This is a genomic window from Streptomyces sp. NRRL F-6492, from assembly GCF_001280125.1.
GTDB lineage: Bacteria > Actinomycetota > Actinomycetes > Streptomycetales > Streptomycetaceae > Streptomyces.
This window is the reverse complement of record NZ_LGEG01000222.1, coordinates 84,339-101,350: the sequence shown is the minus strand read 5'-3', so window position 1 is coordinate 101,350 and position 17,012 is coordinate 84,339. Positions and strand designations below refer to the sequence as shown.

The 17,012-nt window shown below is 73.9% G+C and carries 14 protein-coding genes; 12 read left to right on the top strand and 2 right to left on the bottom strand.

Annotated features, from left to right (window positions below; translation table 11 throughout):
* Nucleotides 1-18: 18 nt before the first annotated feature.
* The 5 genes from ADL08_RS20305 to ADL08_RS20285 are packed head-to-tail and all read left to right on the top strand — an operon-like array spanning nt 19 to nt 7,219.
* Nucleotides 19-819: a TIGR03084 family metal-binding protein gene (locus tag ADL08_RS20305; protein WP_053644980.1), complete on the top strand. Its 801-nt coding sequence runs from the start codon at nt 19-21 to the stop codon at nt 817-819.
* Nucleotides 819-2,516 carry an acyclic terpene utilization AtuA family protein gene (locus ADL08_RS20300; RefSeq protein ID WP_053644978.1) on the top strand — a complete coding sequence of 566 codons (1,698 nt, stop codon included), beginning with the start codon at nt 819-821 and terminating at the stop codon, nt 2,514-2,516. Before ADL08_RS20305 ends, ADL08_RS20300 begins: the two co-directional genes overlap by 1 nt.
* A 34-nt stretch (nt 2,517-2,550) precedes the next feature.
* Nucleotides 2,551-4,149, top strand: coding sequence for an acyl-CoA carboxylase subunit beta (locus ADL08_RS20295; protein WP_053644976.1), 1,599 nt, complete (start codon nt 2,551-2,553; stop codon nt 4,147-4,149).
* 8 nt (nt 4,150-4,157) lie between these two features.
* Nucleotides 4,158-6,089, top strand: coding sequence for a biotin carboxylase N-terminal domain-containing protein (locus ADL08_RS20290; protein WP_053644974.1), 1,932 nt, complete (start codon nt 4,158-4,160; stop codon nt 6,087-6,089).
* A complete protein-coding gene (locus tag ADL08_RS20285; RefSeq protein WP_053644973.1) occupies nt 6,086-7,219 on the top strand; it encodes an acyl-CoA dehydrogenase family protein in 1,134 nt (377 codons plus the stop codon). Before ADL08_RS20290 ends, ADL08_RS20285 begins: the two co-directional genes overlap by 4 nt.
* A gap of 71 nt (nt 7,220-7,290) precedes the next feature.
* On the opposite strand, the gene ADL08_RS20280 is transcribed toward ADL08_RS20285, so the two are convergent.
* Complete coding sequence (locus ADL08_RS20280; protein WP_053644971.1) at nt 7,291-8,094, bottom strand: sporulation protein; 804 nt, start codon at nt 8,092-8,094, stop codon at nt 7,291-7,293.
* Between the two features lie 300 nt (nt 8,095-8,394).
* Here ADL08_RS20280 and ADL08_RS20275 point away from each other — a divergent pair, with 300 nt between their 5' ends.
* From ADL08_RS20275 to ADL08_RS20255, 5 genes are all read left to right on the top strand, one after another.
* A complete protein-coding gene (locus ADL08_RS20275) occupies nt 8,395-8,610 on the top strand; it encodes a DUF397 domain-containing protein (RefSeq protein WP_053644968.1) in 216 nt (71 codons plus the stop codon).
* Nucleotides 8,611-8,832: 222 nt separating this feature from the next.
* Complete coding sequence (locus ADL08_RS20270; protein ID WP_053644966.1) at nt 8,833-10,419, top strand: AMP-binding protein; 1,587 nt, start codon at nt 8,833-8,835, stop codon at nt 10,417-10,419.
* Nucleotides 10,416-11,141 carry an enoyl-CoA hydratase family protein gene (locus ADL08_RS20265; protein ID WP_053644964.1) on the top strand — a complete coding sequence of 242 codons (726 nt, stop codon included), beginning with the start codon at nt 10,416-10,418 and terminating at the stop codon, nt 11,139-11,141. The genes ADL08_RS20270 and ADL08_RS20265 overlap by 4 nt, the downstream gene beginning before the upstream one ends.
* Nucleotides 11,129-11,707, top strand: a complete 579-nt coding sequence (locus tag ADL08_RS20260) for a TetR/AcrR family transcriptional regulator (protein WP_053644963.1) — start codon at nt 11,129-11,131, stop codon at nt 11,705-11,707. Before ADL08_RS20265 ends, ADL08_RS20260 begins: the two co-directional genes overlap by 13 nt.
* A gap of 506 nt (nt 11,708-12,213) precedes the next feature.
* Nucleotides 12,214-13,257, top strand: coding sequence for an isopenicillin N synthase family dioxygenase (locus ADL08_RS20255; protein ID WP_053644961.1), 1,044 nt, complete (start codon nt 12,214-12,216; stop codon nt 13,255-13,257).
* On the opposite strand, the gene ADL08_RS20250 is transcribed toward ADL08_RS20255, so the two are convergent.
* Entirely contained in the window at nt 13,236-14,336 is a 1,101-nt protein-coding gene (locus ADL08_RS20250) for a citrate synthase 2 (RefSeq protein WP_053644959.1), read from the bottom strand. The genes ADL08_RS20255 and ADL08_RS20250 overlap by 22 nt on opposite strands.
* A gap of 286 nt (nt 14,337-14,622) precedes the next feature.
* Here ADL08_RS20250 and pdxH point away from each other — a divergent pair, with 286 nt between their 5' ends.
* Both pdxH and ADL08_RS20240 read left to right on the top strand, forming a co-directional pair.
* Nucleotides 14,623-15,255 (top strand): pyridoxamine 5'-phosphate oxidase, encoded by a 633-nt coding sequence (gene pdxH, locus ADL08_RS20245; protein WP_107092118.1) that lies wholly within the window; start codon nt 14,623-14,625, stop codon nt 15,253-15,255.
* A gap of 395 nt (nt 15,256-15,650) precedes the next feature.
* Nucleotides 15,651-16,985, top strand: coding sequence for a PAS domain-containing protein (locus ADL08_RS20240; RefSeq protein ID WP_234352203.1), 1,335 nt, complete (start codon nt 15,651-15,653; stop codon nt 16,983-16,985).
* Nucleotides 16,986-17,012 lie beyond the last annotated feature (27 nt).

Genomic DNA, 17,012 nt, shown 5'->3' with positions numbered 1-17,012 from the left:
CCCCGAGGGGAGCGCACCGTGTCCGACCCCGTCGTCGTCCTCGACGACCTGCGCGACGAGAGTGAAGAACTCGACCGTCTCGTGGGGGAGTTGAGCGAGAAGCGGTGGAGGGAGCCGACCCCCGCCCCCGGCTGGACGATCGCCCACCAGATCGCCCACCTCGCCTGGACCGACCGCGCCACCCTCCTCGCCGCCACCGACGCCGAGGCCTTCGCCGCCGAGACGGAGAAGGCCCTCGTCGCCCCCGACCGCTTCGTCGACGAGGGCGCCGAGGAGGGGGCCGCGCTGCCGCCCGCCGAGCTGCTCGCCCGCTGGCGCGCGGGCCGCGCACGGCTCCAGGAGGTCCTGCGCGCCGCCCCGCCCGGCGCCCGCTTCCCCTGGTACGGGCCGCCCATGAGCGCCTCCGCCCTGGCCACCGCCCGGCTGATGGAGACCTGGGCGCACGGCCAGGACGTCGCCGACGCCCTCGGGACCGTCCGCGCGCCGGGCGCCCGCCTCCGGCACGTCGCCTGGATCGGCCACCGCGCCCGCGACTACGCCTACTTCGTCCGGGGCGAGCAGCCCCCCGCCGAGCCCTTCCGGGTGGAACTCGTCTCGCCGAGCGGGGAGTCGTGGGCGTACGGGCCCGAGGGCGCCGCCCAGAAGGTCACCGGGCCCGCCCTCGACTTCTGCCTCCTCGTCACCCAGCGCGTCCACCGCGACGACACCGCCCTCGTCGCCCACGGCCCCGACGCCGCGCACTGGCTGACCATCGCCCAGGCCTTCGCCGGCCCGGCGGGCGCGGGACGCCCGGCCCGCACCGCGCCCGGGGAGGCCTAGTGGTCCTCCGCATCGGCAACGCCTCCGGCTTCTACGGCGACCGCTTCGACGCCGTCCGCGAGATGCTCACCGGCGGCGGCCCCGGCGGCGAGCTGCACGTCCTCACCGGCGACTACCTCGCCGAGCTGACCATGCTCATCCTCGGCCGCGACCGGCTCAAGGACCCGGCCGCCGGGTACGCCAAGACCTTCCTGCGCCAGATGGAGGAGGGCCTCGGCCTCGCCCACGAGCGCGGGATCCGGATCGTCACCAACGCCGGCGGCCTGAACCCCGCCGGACTCGCCGACGCCCTGCGCGCCCTCGCCGACAAGCTCGGCCTGCCCGTACGGGTCGCGCACGTGGAGGGCGACCGGCTGCCCGCCCGGGACGGCGCCCTCGCCGCCAACGCCTACCTCGGCGGCGCCGGCATCGCCGCCTGCCTCGCCGCCGGCGCCGACGTCGTCGTCACCGGCCGCGTCACCGACGCCGCCCTCGTCACCGGGCCCGCCCAGTGGCACTTCGGCTGGGGCCCGGAGGAGTACGACCGGCTCGCGGGCGCGGTCGTCGCCGGGCACGTCCTGGAGTGCGGCACCCAGGCCACCGGCGGCAACTACGCCTTCTTCCGCGACCACGACCCGGCCCTCCTGCGCCGCCCCGGCTTCCCCGTCGCCGAACTCCACGACGACGGCTCCTGCGTCATCACCAAGCACCCCGGCACCGGCGGCCTCGTCGACACCGGCACGGTCACGGCCCAGCTCCTCTACGAGACGGCGGGCGCCCGCTACGCCGGACCCGACGTGACCGCCCGGCTCGACACCGTACGGCTCACCCGGGAGGCCCCCGACCGGGTCAGGATCGAGGGCGTCCGGGGCGAGGCCCCGCCCCCCACCCTCAAAGCCGGGCTCAGCCGCCTCGGCGGCTTCCGCAACGAGGTCGTCTTCGTCCTCACCGGCCTCGACGTCGAGGCCAAGGCCGCGCTCGTGCGGGACCAGATCGAGGACGCCTTCGCCCGGGGCGGGTCCCGCCCGGCCGAGGTGCGCTGGGAGCTGGCCCGCACCGACCGGCCCGACGCCGACACCGAGGAGACCGCGAGCGCCCTGCTGCGGCTCGTCGTCCGCGACCCCGGCCCCGACGCCGTCGGCCGCACCCTGACGGGGGCCGCCGTCGAACTGGCCCTCGCCAGCTACCCCGGCTTCCACGTCACCGCCCCGCCCGCCAGGGGCGCCCCCTACGGGGTCTTCGAGACCGTGTACGTGGACGCCGCCGAGGTCCCGCACACGGCGGTGCTCCCCGACGGGACCCGTCAGGGGATTCCCGTACCGGTACGGACCCGCGCCCTGGAACCCGTACCCGAGCCGGAGCTTCCGGAGCCGCCGGCCGGCGGGCCCGTCCGCCGCGTCCCCCTCGGCCGGATCGCCGGGGCCCGCAGCGGGGACAAGGGCGGCGACGCCAACGTGGGCGTGTGGGTGCGCACGGAGGAGGAGTGGCGCTGGCTCGTCCACGCCCTCACCGTCGGGCGGTTCCGCGCGCTGCTGCCCGAGACGGCGGACCTGCCCGTCACCCGGCACGTCCTGCCGAACCTGCGGGCGCTCAACTTCACCGTCGCCGGGATCCTCGGCGAGGGCGTCGCCTCCCAGGCCCGCTTCGACCCCCAGGCCAAGGCCCTCGGCGAATGGCTGCGCTCCCGCCACATGGACGTACCGGAGGGCCTGCTGTGACCGCCGTAACGAAGGCCTCCCGAGAGGAATCCCCGTGACCGTCCTCGCCTCCGCCCTCGACACCGGCGGACCCGACTACGCCGACGCCCGCGCCGCCATGCTCGACAAGCTCGCCGCCCTCGACGCCGAGCACGCCAAGGCCCTCGCTGGCGGCGGCGAGAAGTACACGGCCCGGCACCGGGGGCGCGGCAAGATGCTCGCCCGGGAGCGGATCGAGCTGCTGATCGACCCCGACAGCCCCTTCCTGGAGCTGTCGCCGCTCGCCGCCTGGGGCAGCGACTACACCGTAGGGGCCTCCCTGATCACCGGCATCGGGGTCGTCGAGGGCGTCGAGTGCCTGATCACCGCCAACGACCCGACCGTGCGCGGCGGCGCCTCCAACCCGTGGACCCTGAGGAAGGCCCTGCGCGCCAACGAGATCGCGTACGCCAACCGCCTCCCCGTCGTCTCGCTCGTGGAGTCCGGCGGCGCCGACCTGCCCTCCCAGAAGGAGATCTTCATCCCGGGCGGGGCGCTCTTCCGCGACCTCACCCGGCTCTCCGCCGCCGGGATCCCCACGGTCGCGGTCGTCTTCGGCAACTCGACGGCCGGCGGCGCGTACGTCCCCGGCATGTCCGACCACGCCGTGATGATCAAGGAGCGGTCGAAGGTGTTCCTCGGCGGGCCGCCGCTCGTGAAGATGGCGACGGGCGAGGAGAGCGACGACGAGTCGCTCGGCGGCGCCGAGATGCACGCCCGGACCTCCGGCCTCGCCGACCACTACGCCGTGGACGAGGCCGACGCGCTGCGCCAGGCCCGCCGGATCGTCGCCCGCCTCAACCACCGCAAGGCGCACCCCGATCCGGCGTTCGCCGAGCCGCCGAAGTACGACGGGGACGAACTCCTCGGGATCGTCCCCGGCGACCTCAAGACCCCGTTCGACCCGCGCGAGGTGATCGCCCGGATCGTCGACGGCTCGGACTTCGACGAGTTCAAGCCGCTGTACGGGCCGAGCCTGGTCACCGGCTGGGCGTCCCTGCACGGCTATCCGGTCGGCATCCTGGCCAACGCGCGGGGCGTCCTCTTCGGGCCCGAGTCGCAGAAGGCGGCCCAGTTCATCCAGCTCGCCAACCAGCGGGACGTCCCGCTCATCTTCCTGCACAACACCACCGGCTACATGGTCGGCAAGGAGTACGAGCAGAGCGGCATCATCAAGCACGGCGCGATGATGATCAACGCCGTCTCGAACTCCAGGGTCCCGCACCTGTCGGTGCTGATGGGCGCGAGCTACGGCGCCGGGCACTACGGCATGTGCGGCCGGGCCTACGACCCCCGCTTCCTCTTCGCCTGGCCCAGCGCCAAGTCCGCCGTCATGGGCCCGCAGCAGCTCGCGGGCGTCCTGTCGATCGTCGCCCGCGCGTCCGCCGCCGCGAAGGGGCAGCCGTACGACGACGAGGCCGACGCCGGTCTGCGGGCGCTCGTCGAGGCGCAGATCGAGTCCGAGTCGCTGCCGATGTTCCTCTCCGGACGGCTCTACGACGACGGGGTCATCGACCCCCGCGACACCCGCACGGTCCTCGGGCTGTGCCTCTCCGCGATCCACACGGCACCGGTCGAGGGCGCGCGCGGCGGCTTCGGCGTCTTCCGAATGTGAGGCGAGTCATGATCTCCAGGCTGTTGGTCGCGAACCGGGGCGAGATCGCCTGCCGGGTCTTCCGCACCTGCCGTGACCTGGGCGTCTCCACCGTCGCCGTGTACTCGGACGCGGACGCCGACGCGCTGCACGTCAGGGAGGCCGACGCGGCGGTACGGCTGCCGGGGGCCGCGCCCTCGGAGACGTACCTGCGCGGCGACCTCATCGTGAAGGCGGCCCTCGCGGCGGGCGCGGACGCCGTCCACCCCGGCTACGGCTTCCTCTCCGAGAACGCCGAATTCGCCCGTACCGTGATCGACGCCGGGCTCGTCTGGATCGGCCCGCCCCCGGCCGCGATCGAGGCCATGGCCTCGAAGACCCGCGCCAAGGAGCTCCTCGGCATCGCGCCCCTCGACCCGGCCCGGGTCACGGAGGCCGACCTGCCCGTCCTGGTGAAGGCGGCGGCGGGCGGCGGCGGCCGGGGCATGCGGATCGTCCGCGAACTGGCGGATCTGGCAGGGGAGTGGGAGTCCGCGTCGGCGGAGGCGGCGAGCGCCTTCGGGGACGGCGAGGTCTTCGTCGAGCCGTACGTGGAGGACGGCCGCCACGTCGAGGTGCAGCTCCTCTGCGACGCCCACGGCACGGTCTGGGCGCTCGGCACCCGCGACTGCTCCCTCCAGCGCCGCCACCAGAAGGTGATCGAGGAGGCCCCGGCCCCCGGCCTGCCCGCCGCCCTGGAGGCCTCCCTCCTGGACACGGCCGTCCGCGCCGCCAAGGCCGTCGGCTACGTCGGCGCGGGCACGGTCGAGTTCCTCGTCGCGGACGGCCGCGCGCACTTCCTGGAGATGAACACCCGCCTCCAGGTCGAGCACCCCGTCACGGAGGAGGTCTACGGGGTCGACCTCGTCGCCCTCCAACTCGCCGTCGCCGAGGGCGGGAAGCTGCCGCCGGAGACCCCGGCCCCGCGCGGCCACGCGATCGAGGCCCGGCTCTACGCGGAGGACCCGGCCCGGGGCTGGGCCCCGCAGACGGGCGCCCTGCGCCTCTTCGACGTGCCGCGCGAAGGGCGGGTCCGGCTCGACACCGGGTACGCCTCCGGGGACGCGGTCGGCGTCCACTACGACCCGATGATCGCCAAGGTCACCGTCCACGCCGCCACCCGCGCCGAGGCCGTCCGCAAGCTCGCCCACGCCCTGGAGGGGGCCCGGATCCACGGCCCGGTCACCAACCGGGACCTGCTGGTCGCGTCCCTGCGCCACCCCGAGTACACGACCGTGGAAGCCCTCGACACCGGCTTCTACGACCGGAACCTGCCCGCCCTCACCACCGCCCCCGACGGCGGGGAGCTCGCGGCCGTCGCCGCCGCCCTCGCCGCCGCCTCCGCCCGCCGGGGCCGCTTCGGCGGCGGCTGGCGCAACCTCCGCTCGCAGGACGAGACGCGGACGTACGGGGACCCCGACGGGAGCCACCAGGAAGACCACGAGGTCCGCTACCGGCCGACGCGGGACGGCGGCTACGAGGTCACGGCGCCGGAAGGGGTACGGGTCGTGGCGGCGGCCCCGGACCGGGTGAGCCTCGAAACGGCGGGCGTGGTCCGCCACTTCGACGTGACGGCCTACGAGGACGGAACGGTCCACGCGGGCCCCCACCGCCTCGCCGCCCGCCCCCGCTTCACCGACCCCCGCGAGCAGACCGCGCCCGGCTCCCTGCTCGCCCCCATGCCCGGCACCGTCGTCCGGGTCGCGGACGGCCTCGCCGTCGGCGACCCGGTCACCGCCGGACAGCCGCTCCTCTGGCTGGAGGCCATGAAGATGGAGCACCGCGTCACCGCTCCCGCCTCCGGCACGCTCACCGCGCTCCACGCCGCCCCCGGCCGCCAGGTCGAGGTCGGCGCCCTGCTCGCCGTCGTACACGCACAGGCATCCGTACCGACCGATGCACAGGAGGACCCGTCCGCATGAGCACCATGATCGAGACCGAAGAGCTGACCGCGCTCCGCGCCGCCGTCTCCGCGCTCGGCCACCGCCACGGCCCCGGCTTCGACCGGGCCGAGCTGTGGGCCGAGGCCGGGAAGCTCGGCTACCTGGGCGTGAACCTGCCCGAGGAGTACGGCGGCGGGGGCGGCGGCATGGCCGAGCTGTCGATCGTCCTGGAGGAGGCGGGCGCGGCCGGCGCGCCGCTCCTGATGATGGTCGTGTCGCCCGCGATCTGCGGCACGGTCATCGCCCGCTTCGGCACGGAGGAGCAGAAGCGGGCGTGGCTGCCGGGGCTCGCGGACGGCACGCGGACGATGGCGTTCGGGATCACGGAGCCCGACGCCGGGTCGAACTCGCACCGCATCACGACCACCGCGACCCGCACGGAGGACGGCTGGGTCCTCAACGGCCGCAAGGTCTTCGTCTCGGGCGTGGACATCGCGGACGCGACCCTGATCGTGGGCCGCACGTCGGACGCCCGCACGGGCAGCCTGAAGCCCTGTCTCTTCATCGTCCCGCGCGACGCCCCCGGCTTCGGGCGCCGGCACATCGAGATGGAACTCGACGCGGACGAGAAGCAGTTCGAGCTGACGCTCGACGACGTGCGGCTGCCGGAGGACGCGCTCGTGGGCGACGAGGACGCGGGCCTGCTCCAGCTCTTCGCGGGGCTCAATCCGGAGCGCATCATGACGGCCGCGTTCGCGATCGGCATGGGCCGCTACGCGCTCGCGCAGGCCGTGAGGTACGCGAAGGAGCGCCAGGTCTGGAAGGCCCCGATCGGCGCCCACCAGGCCGTCGCGCACCCCCTGGCCCAGGCGCACATCGAACTGGAGCTGGCCCGCCTGATGATGGCGAAGGCGGCGCGGCTCTACGACGCGGGCGACGACCTCGGCGCGGGCGAGGCCGCGAACATGGCCAAGTACGCCGCCGCCGAGGCCTGCGTGAAGGCCGTCGACCAGGCCGTCCACACCCTCGGCGGCAACGGCCTCACCAAGGAGTTCGGCCTGGCCCGCCTGATCACGGCGGCCCGGGTGGCCCGGATCGCCCCCGTCAGCCGCGAGATGATCCTCAACTACGTGTCCCACCAGACGCTCGGGCTGCCGAAGTCGTACTGAGACGGGTGAGGCCTCCCGCGGGCCGGGGCGGGTCCTGCCGTCACGGCCTGCGGGAACGGGAACGGGAACGGTCAGTCCTCGTCGTCGGCGGCGTGGCTGTCGCCCAGGAGGCCGACCTCGCCGATCCAGCGGCGGACGGCCTCGCCGAAGTCCACCTGGCCGACCTCGTGATGGGCGGCGACGTAGCGGCGCGCCGGCGGCTTCTGCTTCCAGTAGCGCTCGCCGATCCGGGCCTTGCGGAGGAAGATCTCGCAGCCGACCGCGTTGGTGTGGAAGTTCAGTTCCAGCTCCTTGGGGCGGTCCTGCCCGGAGCCCTGCTCGTCGACGAGCAGGAACCCCTGCGTCCGGTAGACGTGGTACTCGGTGCGGGGGATGTTCCCGCTGTGGACGCGCGAGGTCCGCAGGGCGTACCCCTCGGCGGCGAAGGCGTCGAGGACGGCCTCGTGGAGCGGCAGTGCGGTGATGTGCACGAGGTCGTCGTCCGTCTGGGCCTTGACGCCCTCGGCCTCGACCTCGGTGTGCAGGCCGAGGTGGACCCCGAGCTTCTGTCCCTTCACCTCGCTCAGCGGGGTCTCCCACTTGAGCCGGTGGCGGATGCGGAGACGCTTCTCCTCGCCCTTCTCCAGGGTGAAGTAGCCGCTCACGCTCGGGTAGTCGAAGGTGTCACCGCTGTCGCCGTCGCCGTCGCCCTTGTGGGCCACCGGCGCGTCGGTGACGAGCCGCAGGTAGATCGACTTCACCTCGATGCGCCGGTCGGGGGCGCGCAGCACGACCTCCCCGCTCAGGATGCCGCCGGGCAGCGCGGGCTCGGCCTGGACGAGGGTGTCGATTTCGAGCGGTATGCCGCCCATGCCCAGAAGACGTTTGAAGACCATGCGGGCAGGCTAACCGGCTGTTGACCTTGAAGGGAACGGAAGTTCGAAGGCGCGCGGGCCGCTTCGGACGACGCGGCGCACGGATTCCGATCGAGTCCCGCCCTCGTGCGAGGGGCCACCGGCTGTGAACGTCCTGTGTGCGATCCTCGCCGTTCCCGCACACGCCGCAGCCCCGGGAGCCGCACGTGCACCCAACGCCGCCCCCGCCGCTATGTACCGGGACGCGATGCAGCGGCTCACCTCCGCCGCTGAATCCGTCGAGCAGTCGGCGGAAATGATCACAGAGATAAGGAACTCCCTATGAACCACATCGCCGACGCCTCCACCCTGCCCGTCGCCTGGTGGAAGTCGACGTACTCGGACAGCACCGCGCAGTGCGTCGAGTGCGGCGTCGTCGACGCCGACGGGCGGGTCGTCGCCGTCCGTGACAGCAAGGTGCCGGCCGGCCCCGCCCTGCTGGTCAGCTTCGGGGCCCTCGGCGCGCTGGTCGGCGCGGTGCGGGACGGCCGCATGTAAGTCTTCCGCGTCGCCTTCGCAGGGCGGCGAGGACTCGTTCCAAGTACGGCCCCGCGCTTCGGTGCGGGGCCGTACCGGTTTCCTCGTGCACCCCGCACAGGCACCGCCCCAAAATCATGCACGCGTGCTTGATTGTTCTACGGGGTACTGACAAGGTCACCCCAAGTCGCAGCGGTACCCGCGATCCCGGCGCTCACCTTCCACCTCTCCAGGGGGTCAACCATGGTGTTCCACAGCGCGTACGAGGACGTTCCGGCCGTCTCGCTCCCCATCCACGACGCGGTCCTCGGCCGCGCCGCCGAGTACGGCGACACCCCGGCCCTCGTCGACGGCTCCGGCGCGGAGGGCGCGCTCACCCTCACGTACGCCCAGGTCGACGCCTTCCACCGGCTGGTCGCCGCCGGGCTCGCCGAGGCCGGTGTCCGCAAGGGCGACGTGCTCGCCCTGCACAGCCCCAACACCGTGCTCTTCCCCGTCGCCTTCTACGCCGCCACCCGCGCCGGCGCGGCCGTCACCACCGTCCACCCGCTCGCCACCCCCGAGGAGTTCGCCAAGCAGCTCCGCGACTCCTCCGCCCGCTGGATCGTCACCGTCTCGCCCCTGCTCCCCGCCGCCCGCGCCGCCGCCGAACTCGCGGGCGGGATCGAGGAGATCCTCCTCTGCGACCAGCCCCCGGCGGGGGAGGCCGTCCGCTCGCTCCAGGCCTTCCTCGGCTCCACCGGGCCCGTCCCCGAGATCGCGGTCGACCCCGACGAAGACGTCGCCGCCCTCCCGTATTCGTCCGGCACGACCGGGGTACCCAAGGGGGTGATGCTCACGCACACCTCGATCGCGACCAACCTCGCCCAGCTGGAGCCGTTCATCCCGATGGGACCGGGAGACCGGATTCTTGCAGTACTGCCCTTTTTTCACATCTACGGGCTCACCGCCCTCATGAACGCGCCCCTGCGCCAGGGCGCCACCGTCGTCGTCCAGCCCCGCTTCGAGCTCGACACCTTCCTGCGCGCCGTCCAGGAACACCGCATCAACGGCCTGTACGTGGCCCCGCCGATCGTCCTCGCCCTCGCCAAGCACCCGGCCGTCGCCGACTACGACCTGTCCTCCCTGGAGTACATCGTCAGCGCCGCCGCCCCGCTCGACGCGGCCCTCGCCGAGGCGTGTTCGAAGCGGCTCGGGCTCCCGCCGGTCCGGCAGGCGTACGGCATGACCGAGCTGTCCCCGGGCACCCACGTCGTCCCCCTCGACGTCGAGACGCCCCCGCCCGGCACCGTCGGCAGGCTCCTGCCCTCCACCGAGATGCGGATCCTCTCCCTGGACGACCCCGCGAAGGACGCCGCGCCCGGCGAGGAGGGCGAGATCGCCATCCGGGGACCCCAGGTCATGAAGGGCTACCTGGGCCGCCCCGACGCCACCGCCGCCATGATCGACGCCGAAGGATGGGTCCACACCGGGGACGTCGGACGCGTCGACGACGACGGCTGGCTCTTCGTCGTCGACCGCGTCAAGGAACTCATCAAGTACAAGGGCTTCCAGGTCGCCCCCGCCGAACTGGAGGCGCTGCTCCTCACCCACGAGGGCATCGCCGACGCCGCCGTCATCGGCGTCACCGACGCCGAGGGCACCGAGATCCCCAAGGCCTTCGTCGTCCGCCAGCCCTCCGCGCCCGGCCTCACCGCCGAGGAGGTCGTCGCGCACGTCGCCGCGCGCGTCTCCCCGTACAAGAAGGTCCGCGACGTGGAGTTCGTCGACACCGTCCCCCGGGCGGCGTCCGGAAAGATCCTCCGAAGGGAACTGAGGGAACGCGCATGACCACACTCGTCACCACGTCCGAGGAACGGGGCGTCACCACCCTCACGCTGAACTCCCCCGCCACCCGCAACGCGCTCTCCGCCGCCCTCGTCACCGAACTCGCCGACGCGCTCACCGCGTGCGGCAAGGACCCGGGCGTACGGGCCGTGGTCCTCGACCACGCCGGCACCACCTTCAGCGCGGGCGCCGACCTGAAGTCGCCCCCCAGCCCGTACGACTTCGTGGCCCTGCTCCGGCAGATCGTCGAGCTGCCGAAGCCCGTCGTCGCCCGGGTCACCGGCCACGCGCGCGCGGGCGGCCTCGGCCTGCTCGGCGCGTGCGACGTCGTGGTGGCGGGGGAGGAGGCGGACTTCGCCCTCACGGAGGTGCGGATCGGGGTCGCGCCCGCCGTCATCTCCCTCACCCTCCTTCCCCGGCTGGAACCGCGCGCGGCGGCCCGCCACTACCTGACGGGCGAGCGGTTCGGGGTGGCGGAGGCGATCGCCATGGGCCTGGTGACGGCCGGGGACGACGCCCTCGACGGCATCCTCGACGCCCTGCGCGCCGCCTCCCCGCAGGGCCTGCGGGAATCGAAACGGCTGGTCACCGCTAAAGTCCTGGAGACCTTCGAACGCGACGCGGAGGACCTGGTGCAGAGGTCGGCCACGCTCTTCGCCTCCGCCGAGGCGCGCGAAGGGATGACGGCCTTCCTCGAACGACGGGACCCCGCATGGCGGCTGTGACCGCACCCAAGCAGGACAGGAGCCGCGCCACCCGGCAGCGGCTCCTGGAGGCCGCCGTGTCCTGCCTGGCCGAACACGGCTGGGCGGGCTCGACGGTCTCCGTGGTGGCGGAGCGGGCCGGCGTCTCCCGGGGCGCCGCCCAGCACCACTTCCCCACCCGCGAGGACCTCTTCACGGCCGCCGTCGAGTACGTCGCCGAGGAACGCTCCCAGGCGCTGCGGGCCCTGCCCTCCGACGACCGGGAGGCGGCCGTCGCGGCCCTCGTCGCCCTCTACACCGGCCCCCTCTTCCGGGCCGCCCTCCACCTCTGGGTCGCCGCCACCGGCGAGGACCAGCTCCGCGCCCGCGTCACCGAGCTGGAGGCCCGCGTCGGCCGCGAGTCCCACCGCATCGCCGTCGAGGTCCTCGGCGCCGACGAGTCCCGCCCCGGCGTCCGCGAGACCGTCCAGGGCCTCCTCGACATGGCCCGCGGCCTCGGCCTCGCCACCCTCCTCACCGACGACCGCGCCCGCCGCGAACGGGTGGTGTCCCAGTGGGCACGCCTGGTGAACGAGGCGCTGACGTAGCGGCGGTGCGCCCCGGGTGCCGGGTGCCGGGGTACGCCCCGGTGCGCCCCGGGTGCCGGGTGCCGCGGCACACCCCGGTACACCCCAGGCGCCGGGTGCCGCGGCACACCCCGGCACACCCCGGCACGTCCCGGCCGGCAGAAGCCTCCCACCGGGAAGAACGTCCCGTTTCGTGACCCGCGCCACATCCCTCCCGGGCCCCTCGCAGTACTCTGTTCGCATGCCTCCGCTCGTACGCCGTCGCCACGTGGACTTCGTCCGCGTCACGAGCATGAGCTGTCGACGCTCCGTCTGACCCTCACGGCCGCCCCGGTCCGGGCCTTCCGCCCAGGACCCCCGGCCCCGGCCTCCCGGGTCCTCCGGACCCTCCAGGCCTCCCAGACCTTCCGGGGTACCACTCCACCCACCCCTCCCGGTCCCGTCACAGAGCCCCAGCAGACCGGCACCCGCGGCACCCGCCCCACCCCGGCGGCCGCCCGGGCACCCGTAGACCCCGCGGACACCTCATGACCAGCAGCTCGTACCCCTCGCAGCTCCCCATCGTGGACCTCTCCGCCGCCGACCGCGGCCCGCAGGCCCGCAGGCTGCTCCACGCCCAGCTCCACTCGGCCGCCCACGACGTGGGCTTCTTCCAGCTCGTCGGGCACGGGGTGACCGAGGCCGAGACACGGGCCCTCACCTCCGCCATGCGCGCCTTCTTCGCACTGCCCGAGGCCGACCGGCTCGCCCTCGACAACGTGAACTCGCCGCACTTCCGCGGCTACACCCGCATCGGCGACGAGCGGACCCGGGGCGCCCGGGACTGGCGCGACCAGCTGGACATCGGCGCCGAGCGCCCCGCGCACGCCCCCGCGCCCTGGGAGGCCCCGTACTGGTGGCTCGAAGGCCCCAACCAGTGGCCCGAGGCCCTGCCCGAGCTGCGCACCGCCGCCCTGCACTGGATCGACCGCCTCAGCGGCGTCGCCGAGCGCCTGCTGCACGAGCTGCTCGCCTCGATCGGCGCGCCCGCGGACTTCTACGACGACATCTTCGGCCCGCACGCCCACCCGCAGCTCAAGCTGGTGCGCTACCCGGGCAGCAGCGGCGAGGGCGACGAGCAGGGCGTCGGCGCCCACAAGGACTACGGCTTCCTCACCCTGCTGCTCCAGGACCAGGTGGGCGGGCTCCAGGTCCAGCGCGAGGACGGGAACTTCCACGACGTGCCGCCGCTGCCCGGCGCGTTCGTCGTCAACCTGGGCGAGCTGCTCGAAGTGGCCACCAACGGCTACCTGATCGCCACCAACCACCGGGTGGTCTCCCCGCCCGGCGCGACGGAACGGTTCTCCGTCCCCTTCTTCTACAACCCGCGGCTCGACGCCCGGATCGCCCCGCTGGACTTCCCGCACGCCTCCGCGGCCCCCGGCATCACCACCGACCCGTCGAACCCGCTGTTCGCCGAGTACGGCAGGAACGCCCTGAAGGGGAAGCTCCGCGCCCACCCGTCGGTGGCGGCCCGCCACCACGCGGAGCTCCTGCTGCACCCGGAGGGTCAGCCGGCGATGTCGGCGTAACCCTCGATGTCGCGCGGGTCCCGGCGGCCGGGACCCGTGTAGCGGGCCGAGGGGCGGACCAGGCGGCCGGTGCGCTTCTGCTCCAGGATGTGCGCCGACCAGCCGGCCGTGCGCGCACAGGAGAACATCGAGGTGAACATGTGCGCCGGGACCTCGGCGAAGTCGAGGACGATGGCCGCCCAGAACTCCACGTTCGTCGCCAGGACGCGGTCGGGGCGCCGGTTGTGCAGCTCCTCAAGGGCGGCCTTCTCCAGGGCCTCGGCGACCTCGAAGCGCGGCGCGGCCAGCTCCTTGGCGGTACGGCGGAGCACGCGCGCGCGGGGGTCCTCGGCGCGGTAGACGCGGTGGCCGAAGCCCATCAGGCGCTCGCCCTTGTCGAGGGCCTGCTTCACGTACGCGGTGGCGTCGCCGGTCCGCTCGATCTCCTCGATCATGCCGAGGACGCGGGAGGGCGCGCCGCCGTGCAGCGGGCCGGACATGGCGCCGACGGCGCCGGAGAGGGCGGCGGCCACGTCGGCGCCGGTGGAGGCGATGACGCGGGCGGTGAACGTGGAGGCGTTCATGCCGTGCTCGGCGGCGGAGGTCCAGTAGGCGTCGACGGCCTTGACGTGCTTCGGGTCGGGCTCGCCGCGCCAGCGGATCATGAACCGCTCGACGATCGACTGCGCCTTGTCGATCTCGCCCTGCGGGACCATCGGCAGGCCCTGGCCGCGCGCGGACTGCGCGACGTACGAGAGGGCCATGACGGCGGCGCGGGCGAGGTCGTCGCGGGCCTGCTCGGGCGAGATGTCCAGGAGCGGTTTGAGGCCCCAGACGGGCGCGAGCATGGCGAGCGCGGACTGCACGTCGACGCGGATGTCACCGGAGTGGACCGGGATCGGGAACGGCTCGGCGGCGGGCAGGCCGGGGTTGAAGGCACCGTCGACGAGCAGGCCCCAGACGTTGCCGAACGAGACGTGGCCGACGAGGTCCTCGATGTCGACGCCGCGGTAGCGGAGGGCGCCGCCCTCCTTGTCGGGTTCGGCGATCTCCGTCTCGAACGCGACGACTCCCTCAAGTCCGGGTACGAAGTCGGACATCAGGCGGCTCCTCTATCGATGATCGATCAACGGGGTTGGTCGATGGCGGGAATCAACAGTCATCCAGCCGAAGAGTCTGTACGGTTCCGATGATGCGGGGAAGCGTGACATCCGGCACACTCCGCCGATCCGGCGGGGAGGATTGGGCGTCTCCGGTGCCGGGCAGACTGGCCCGCTGTCGCAGAATGGCAGCGTGACCGATTCCGCGCACGACTCCGCGAGCGACTCCGCGCGCGACGACTTCCCGCCCTGTCCGGCGTGCGACGGGGTCCCGGACCCCGCCGGCATGCGCGAGCAGTACCGCACCACGGAGCTGTCCCCGGCCGACCTCGCGCCCGAGCCGGTCGCGCAGTTCACCCGCTGGTTCAAGGAGGCCGCCGCGGACCCGGCGATCCACGAGCCGAACGCGATGGTCGTCTCCACCGCGACCCCCGACGGCCGCCCGTCCTCCCGGACGGTCCTGCTCAAGCACTACGACGAGGCCGGGTTCGTCTTCTTCACCAACTACGGCTCCCGCAAGGGCCGGGAGCTGGCGGACAACCCGTACGCCTCGCTGCTCTTCCCCTGGCACCCGTCGGCCCGCCAGGTCGTCGTCACGGGCCGGGCCGTCCGCGTCGGCCGCGACGAGACGGCGGCGTACTTCCGCACCCGCCCGCACGGCTCCCGGCTCGGCGCCTGGGCCAGCCCCCAGTCCTCGGTGATCGCCTCCCGCGAGGAACTCCTCGCCCGCTACGGGGAACTGGCCGCCCGCTACCCGGAGGGCGCCCGGGTCCCGGTCCCCCCGCACTGGGGCGGCGTCCGCGTCGTCCCCGACGCGGTCGAGTTCTGGCAGGGCCACGAGAACCGCCTCCACGACCGCCTCCGCTACGTCCGCGAGGACGGCGGGGAGTCCTGGCGGGTGGAGCGCCTGGCCCCCTGACGGGGCCCGGAGACGCAGACGACCCGTGAGCCTCGGTCCCTTCCGCCCAGGCGCCTGGGTCGGACGGGAGCCGGCCGGACTGACCGGCGACTCACGGGTCGGGTGACTGCGTTGGTCTTCGGCAGACTGGCCTGCCGAGGTGCACAGAGTGCGACGGCAGGCCTTAGCCCGCAGTCACCTCACGAGTCCGAAAAGAAATCATTTTTCCGGATCACCTCCTTTCGCGTGTACCCCCACACTAGGCACCGGCCCGGTCCCCTTCAAGGGGTTTATTCACGTCTCCGGAGGGCTCGTTCCCCCGTCCCCGTTCGTTTCCGGGAGGAAACAATATGGGCGAAGACGGTGTGCCCTGCGTCACGTTCCAGTTGAATGGTTCACAGCATGGGGGGTGTCGGGTGAGTGCTTTCGCGGAGTCCACGAGTGATACCGCTTCCGTTCCCGGTGCGGGGGCCGATCTGCTGGCCGCGCTGCTCGACGGGATGGACGCGGCGCTCTGTGCCTTCGGTGCCGACGGGACGGTCACGCACTGGAACCGGGAGGCCGAGCGGATCCTCGGGTGGTCCGCCGCGGAGGCGGTCGGGCGGCGGGGGTTCGAGGGGTGGGCGGCGCGGAGCGCGGACGCCGAGGAGACCCTGGGGCGCCTGATGGGGGCCATGAAGGGGCCCGGCCGGCAGGTGCACGAGTTCGTGCTGCTGCGCAAGGACGGCGGGCGGGTGCTCGTACGGAGCCAGGCGGCCGGGGTGCGCGGCGCGGACGGCGCGCCGGCCGGGGTGTACTGCGCGTTCAGCGAGGTCCACGTCCAGCTCGACCTGGAGCGTTCGGTCGCGCTCAGCGAGGCCCTGTTCGACGACGCCTCCTGGGGCGTCGTCCTGGTCGACGCCGACCTGCGCCCCGCCATGGTCAACGCCCACGCGGCCCGCGCCTTCGGGGCCGGGCGCACGACTCTGCTCGGGCGTCCGCTCGGCGACGTCGTCGTGCACGGCGCCGAGGAGCTGGAGGCCGCCTTCCAGCACGTCCTGGCGGAGGGCACGCCGCCCGCGCCCGCCGAGGTGTGGGTGACGCTGCGGACGGCCTCGGGGGAGCGGCGCCGGTGCTGGCGCAGCGGTTTCCTGCGGCTGGCGTCCCCGATGACGGAGGCGGCGGTGCCGCTGGGGGTGGCCTGGCTGTTCCAGGACGTGACCGAGGAGCGGCTCGCGGCGCGGGGGGCGGACCGGCTGCGGTTCCGGTGGAGCCAGCTGCACCGGGCGGGCGCGGCGGCGGCCGAGTGCGAGGACCCGGCGGAGGCGGCGACGGTCCTCCTGGAGTTCGCCCTGGCCGGGTTCGCGGACCACGCCCTGGTGGACCGGGTGGCGGGCGACCGGCGCCTGACGCGGTCCCTGGCCGTCCCGGCGGCCGCGCCCGGCCCGTCCTCCCCGCCCGTGGGCGGCGGCATCCCGCTGCGGTACGGGCCGAGGCATCCGGCGCTCCAGGCGTGGGACCGGGTCGGCGCGGTCCGGGCGAGCGCGGGCCGTACCGCCGAGGTGTGGGCGGAGGCCCACCAGTGGCCCGGCGACGCGGCGCACTCCCTGTGCGTGGTGCTGCGCTCCCGGGGCCGGACGCTGGGCGTCCTCACCTTCCTGCGGGCCTCCTGCCGACCGGCCTTCGAGCGCGAGGACGTGGTCTTCGCGGAGTCGGTGGCGACGGGGGTGGCGGCGTCCCTGGCCCTCGGGGACGGCGCTCCGGCGTACTGATCGGGCCCCCGGCGCACTCGCCGGGGG

Excerpts from the sequence above, each read along its gene's own strand:
- ADL08_RS20280 (WP_053644971.1), bottom strand. The coding sequence starts at position 8,094 with ATGGTCTTCAAACGTCTTCTGGGCATGGGCGGCATACCGCTCGAAATC.
- pdxH (WP_107092118.1), top strand. The coding sequence starts at position 14,623 with ATGCGCGAGCAGTACCGCACCACGGAGCTGTCCCCGGCCGACCTCGCG.
- ADL08_RS20290 (WP_053644974.1), top strand. The coding sequence starts at position 4,158 with ATGATCTCCAGGCTGTTGGTCGCGAACCGGGGCGAGATCGCCTGCCGG.
- ADL08_RS20270 (WP_053644966.1), top strand. The coding sequence starts at position 8,833 with ATGGTGTTCCACAGCGCGTACGAGGACGTTCCGGCCGTCTCGCTCCCC.
- ADL08_RS20250 (WP_053644959.1), bottom strand. The coding sequence starts at position 14,336 with ATGTCCGACTTCGTACCCGGACTTGAGGGAGTCGTCGCGTTCGAGACG.
- ADL08_RS20255 (WP_053644961.1), top strand. The coding sequence starts at position 12,214 with ATGACCAGCAGCTCGTACCCCTCGCAGCTCCCCATCGTGGACCTCTCC.
- ADL08_RS20265 (WP_053644964.1), top strand. The coding sequence starts at position 10,416 with ATGACCACACTCGTCACCACGTCCGAGGAACGGGGCGTCACCACCCTC.
- ADL08_RS20260 (WP_053644963.1), top strand. The coding sequence starts at position 11,129 with ATGGCGGCTGTGACCGCACCCAAGCAGGACAGGAGCCGCGCCACCCGG.
- ADL08_RS20275 (WP_053644968.1), top strand. The coding sequence starts at position 8,395 with ATGAACCACATCGCCGACGCCTCCACCCTGCCCGTCGCCTGGTGGAAG.
- ADL08_RS20285 (WP_053644973.1), top strand. The coding sequence starts at position 6,086 with ATGAGCACCATGATCGAGACCGAAGAGCTGACCGCGCTCCGCGCCGCC.